This is a genomic window from Daejeonella sp. (assembly GCF_049655485.1).
In the GTDB taxonomy this organism is placed as follows: Bacteria; Bacteroidota; Bacteroidia; order Sphingobacteriales; family Sphingobacteriaceae; genus Daejeonella.
The window spans coordinates 1-3,724 of the sequence record NZ_JBASJU010000176.1 but is presented as its reverse complement, the minus strand read 5'-3'; the positions used below and the strand labels follow the sequence as shown (position 1 = coordinate 3,724).

Annotated in this window: 6 protein-coding genes; 1 reads left to right on the top strand and 5 read right to left on the bottom strand. The window is 42.5% G+C overall.

What is annotated here, in order from left to right; translation table 11 throughout:
* The 4 genes from WBJ10_RS07225 to WBJ10_RS07210 form a co-directional block, all read right to left on the bottom strand.
* The coding region (locus WBJ10_RS07225) for a UDP-2,3-diacylglucosamine diphosphatase (protein WP_424288846.1) at positions 1-493 on the bottom strand (493 nt) is incomplete at its 3' end.
* Positions 494-776: 283 nt separating this feature from the next.
* Positions 777-1,226 (bottom strand): SH3 domain-containing protein, encoded by a 450-nt coding sequence (locus tag WBJ10_RS07220; RefSeq protein WP_424288845.1) that lies wholly within the window; start codon positions 1,224-1,226, stop codon positions 777-779.
* Positions 1,227-1,231: 5 nt separating this feature from the next.
* Positions 1,232-1,609 carry a lipocalin family protein gene (locus WBJ10_RS07215; protein ID WP_424288844.1) on the bottom strand — a complete coding sequence of 126 codons (378 nt, stop codon included), beginning with the start codon at positions 1,607-1,609 and terminating at the stop codon, positions 1,232-1,234.
* Positions 1,610-1,656: 47 nt separating this feature from the next.
* Complete coding sequence (locus WBJ10_RS07210; RefSeq protein ID WP_424288843.1) at positions 1,657-2,346, bottom strand: hypothetical protein; 690 nt, start codon at positions 2,344-2,346, stop codon at positions 1,657-1,659.
* Between the two features lie 189 nt (positions 2,347-2,535).
* On the opposite strand from WBJ10_RS07210, the gene WBJ10_RS07205 reads away from it, so the two are divergent.
* The gene (locus WBJ10_RS07205) at positions 2,536-2,838 is read left to right on the top strand and encodes a Dabb family protein (RefSeq protein WP_424288842.1); all 303 of its coding nucleotides are present in this window, start codon (positions 2,536-2,538) and stop codon (positions 2,836-2,838) included.
* 122 nt (positions 2,839-2,960) lie between these two features.
* On the opposite strand, the gene WBJ10_RS07200 is transcribed toward WBJ10_RS07205, so the two are convergent.
* Positions 2,961-3,389 (bottom strand): DUF1810 domain-containing protein, encoded by a 429-nt coding sequence (locus WBJ10_RS07200; RefSeq protein WP_424288841.1) that lies wholly within the window; start codon positions 3,387-3,389, stop codon positions 2,961-2,963.
* Positions 3,390-3,724 lie beyond the last annotated feature (335 nt).

The window sequence follows — 3,724 nt, the reverse complement described above, 5'->3', positions numbered from 1 at the left end:
TCGAGAAACTCATCTTCTCCTTTCCCATGGAGGTCAGGCACCAGTTTACAAAGCTGTTCAGCAGGATGAGAGAATCGTAACCGACAGCTCCAAGTTTGGCCAGCCATTTGGAGTTCTGCATCGTGATGTCAAACACATCCCCATGGAAAAGCCAGGCTTTGTTCCCATCCAGATTAAGAACCAGTTTGTTTTGCAGCCGGAAGCTCCCAATTTTAAGATCAGCAAATTTACGGAGCATCTCATCATGATTTCCCGTAAGGTAATAAACAGGCACACCTTCCGAAACGAATTTCATCAGCCGTCGTAACACTTTCATATGCGATTCCGGCCAGTAGGATTTACTGAATTGCCAGATGTCTATGATATCTCCGTTAAGGACAATCTTTTTAGGTTTTATGCTTTTCAGGTAGCTGAGGAGTTCCTTTGCATGGCAGCCGTAGGTGCCAAGATGGATATCGGATATTACAACAAGGTCAACTTCGCGTTTCGGCATTCACATTGGGTTTTCCAAAGGAAAGGAGAAGAAGTGACCTTAATGTTAACGAGGCATTAAGGAATTAGCAAATTAGGAAATTAGCAAATTAGAAAATGGACGAGAGATTTAATTTGAGGAGCATCTGCTAATTTACTAATTCCCAAATTTGCTCAATTAGATCCCCCCTCCAAATCGAATACCACCTAATTTGCTAATTCTCAAATTTTCTAATTCCCAAATTCCTGCCCATTAAAAAAGGCCGCCAACGTTTTCAGTTAGCAGCCTATTCATTGACGGTCTTCTACACCCCCTGCAAATAATTCGCCGAGCTAAACCCTTCTACCCCATCCTCCGTACGCACAAAATACCAGTCGTTGTACATTCTCTTGATAAGCTGCACCTGCGATTCGTGGGCTGCTTTGCCAATAATTTCAAAATCTGTTCCCGGGCCTTTACGGATGTTTAGGTTGGATGATTTTGTGATTACTTTCATTTTAATATTTTTCGATGTCAGGTCTTCCATCTCAAGAAGATTAAAGACATTCACCACACCTGGCTGTGCCTTTAAGGCTGCAACAGCTTTTTCGGCAGTCTGCATGTCGGTTACTGTACCAGCAATGGTAAGAGTTCCTTTTACATCCTGTACCCATAGATTGGGGATGTTTATACCCGCCTGCTGAAGAATATCTCCATAATTTTTCTGCTGCTGCTGGTTTACAACGGCCTTATTTACTTCGTCAAATAGTCCCATTTTTTTTATTTTACGGCGATACAGGTCACTGTATTTCCTCTGTTGATTAATGTAAGATTGTCTTTATCCAGTTTGCTGATCGTGTATACCTCACTGCTTTTTCCCGCAGTGGAAACAGTCGAAAGAATTTTCACATCTTCATCCAGTGTATAGGTTCCCTGATCGGCTCCAATGCCGCCTGTGGTCGTGTAGCCACCATCTTTAGTGAAAGCAAGCTTGGAGTTGGCGATCATCGCATTTCTAAGTGAATCAGGAAGGTCTGACTCCGTTTTAATTGCTGTAACCTGCCATGTTTTAGCAAGGTCATCAGCCTTTTTACCTCCGCAGGAGATAAGGAATAAACCAAGAAGAAAGGTTAGTCCTAATAATTTAAAGTTTTTCATGTGAATCCGAATTTACCTTGTGATTAATTTATAGTTATTGTTATTAATTATCGTGTAAGCTTTGACAGGATACCGCCAAGGATTCCGCCCCTGCCGGTCGACTTTGAGCCACCACCCAATCCTGAAATCAAAGATCCCAATCCGCCGGATCCAAACCCTGAACCCATTCCACCTGATCGCCTTCCTCCCATAACTTTCGCTAATATTAAAGGGCCTAATGTAGCCATCAGGCCTTTTGCTAAACTCCCAATATCAATCCCGGAGGCCTTTAATTTCTCCTGAATCCCCGACAAAGCCGAAAAATTTTGCTTACTGGCTGGGTCGGTATTAGCCTCTACTTTCTTAGTTTCATCTACAAACTCATTGAGTAACTCAGTTTGTTGTGGATTTATGTTCAGGAACGTGGCAATCTTCTCCACATTCTTTTTTTCTTCCTCGTGGTATTCCTGGTCTGATTCTGCAAATCTGATGAGATCTGCAAGCAGGGAGAAACGAAGTTCGCTCGCCTTAAGCACTTCCAGGCTTGCAAAAAGGCTGTGGTCATTCAGGTCAGTCGCAGATCCAATGATAGTTTCCCGGTCTGCCTCGGGAATGCCAATTTCATTGCTTAAGGCTGACAGGAATTCCAATTCTTCAGGAGAGGCGGCGCGGTCGGCAGTAGCAATTGAGGCTATAGCCTGAATATAAGCCGTTCGTTCTGCCAGTGAGTAGCTCTGCAGCGGTAAAGTGTTATTCATTTATTTTCGGTTGGACTTTTGAAGTATTAAAAACACGCTTGATATCACCGTGTTTTCAAGCCAATAACATCTGCATTTCCCCAATTGTTTCCGGACAGGAAAGTTTTTGCGATAAAAAATATTTAGGATTTAATTTCCCAATCACCAATAGGTTAATGTTATTTTTAACTTTGCCCAAATACTCATTTTATGATAGCTCATCACGTTTTATTCTGGCTTAAAGCCGACATCACACCTGAACAGAAAATTGCATTCCGCGAAAGCCTGGAAACTTTAAATGATATCGAGGTTATAGATCTTTTCCATATAGGTACACCGGCCCCTATCGAAAGGGCGGTTGTTGATACCACTTATACCTTCAGCTTGCTGATTTCTTTCGAGGATCTTGAAGCTCATAATGTATATCAAACTCATCCGCTTCATCAGGCCTTCCTGGATGAATTCAAAGTATTTTTTGAAAAGGTAGTAATTTATGATTCTGTCGATAATTGAATTCGGCCTGAATAGAGTGTCAGGAAAAGGTATCTTGATACTCTATTTTAACTTTTCAGACGGGTATTCGTACCGCCACAATGATGGGATATTTGGATCTGAAGCGAACTATGCGGGTATGTTTAGCCTGGCAGATTGAGAAGTGCTAGTGTCTTTGGATCCTTTTCTCCCTCATAAAATTGATTGAGCACCTCTTCAAAAACGGAATCGGCCCCCGGCACAAGACTAAAAAGAGTCATACAAGATTTCAGCTTCATATCGTCCGGCGACCCAAAAATCTCATGAGCGGTTTTATCCCTATGGGCTAAAAGCTGCCTGGAGATACTCACGAGTCTTTCCCCCAGTACCGCATCTTTCAGGTAGTCGCTTGCTTCTGAAATATCATTTATCGCGTATTTCTTCGCCATCTCACTGGAGCCTAAGCCAGCGAGCTGTGGAAATACAAACCACATCCAGTGGCTGTTTTTTCGGCCATCCTTTATTTCACTAAACGCACGTGCGAAATTGTGTTTTTGGGCGGTGTAAAAATGTTCTAATCCTTCGGTTGTCATTACGGGCATAATAATAGGATAACAAGAATGGGAGTAAAAGGATTTGGAAAAGGGAAGATTGTCTGGAATAGGATGGAAAAGGGAAATTTGTCTGGATTAGGATTAGAAGGATGATAGGATTGTAGGATTACGATCAGTCTAAAATAGGATTCATAGGATGATAGGATGCATAGGATGCGGGGAGTGCCAATAGAAGTCGGACGTTCTCCCCTCCTCCCGCCAGATGATTCGTCATTCCGAAGCGCAGCGAGGAAACTTAATTAGGATTCATAGGATGATACGATTCATAAGATGCTGGGCTGAGAGGCTGGGCGCAGGGTTAAACAAAATTATCT

What these genes read in the sequence shown, in the direction of transcription:
- WBJ10_RS07220 (WP_424288845.1), bottom strand. Translation starts at nt 1,226, where the DNA reads ATGGGACTATTTGACGAAGTAAATAAGGCCGTTGTAAACCAGCAGCAG.
- WBJ10_RS07215 (WP_424288844.1), bottom strand. Translation starts at nt 1,609, where the DNA reads ATGAAAAACTTTAAATTATTAGGACTAACCTTTCTTCTTGGTTTATTC.
- WBJ10_RS07210 (WP_424288843.1), bottom strand. Translation starts at nt 2,346, where the DNA reads ATGAATAACACTTTACCGCTGCAGAGCTACTCACTGGCAGAACGAACG.
- WBJ10_RS07205 (WP_424288842.1), top strand. Translation starts at nt 2,536, where the DNA reads ATGATAGCTCATCACGTTTTATTCTGGCTTAAAGCCGACATCACACCT.
- WBJ10_RS07200 (WP_424288841.1), bottom strand. Translation starts at nt 3,389, where the DNA reads ATGACAACCGAAGGATTAGAACATTTTTACACCGCCCAAAAACACAAT.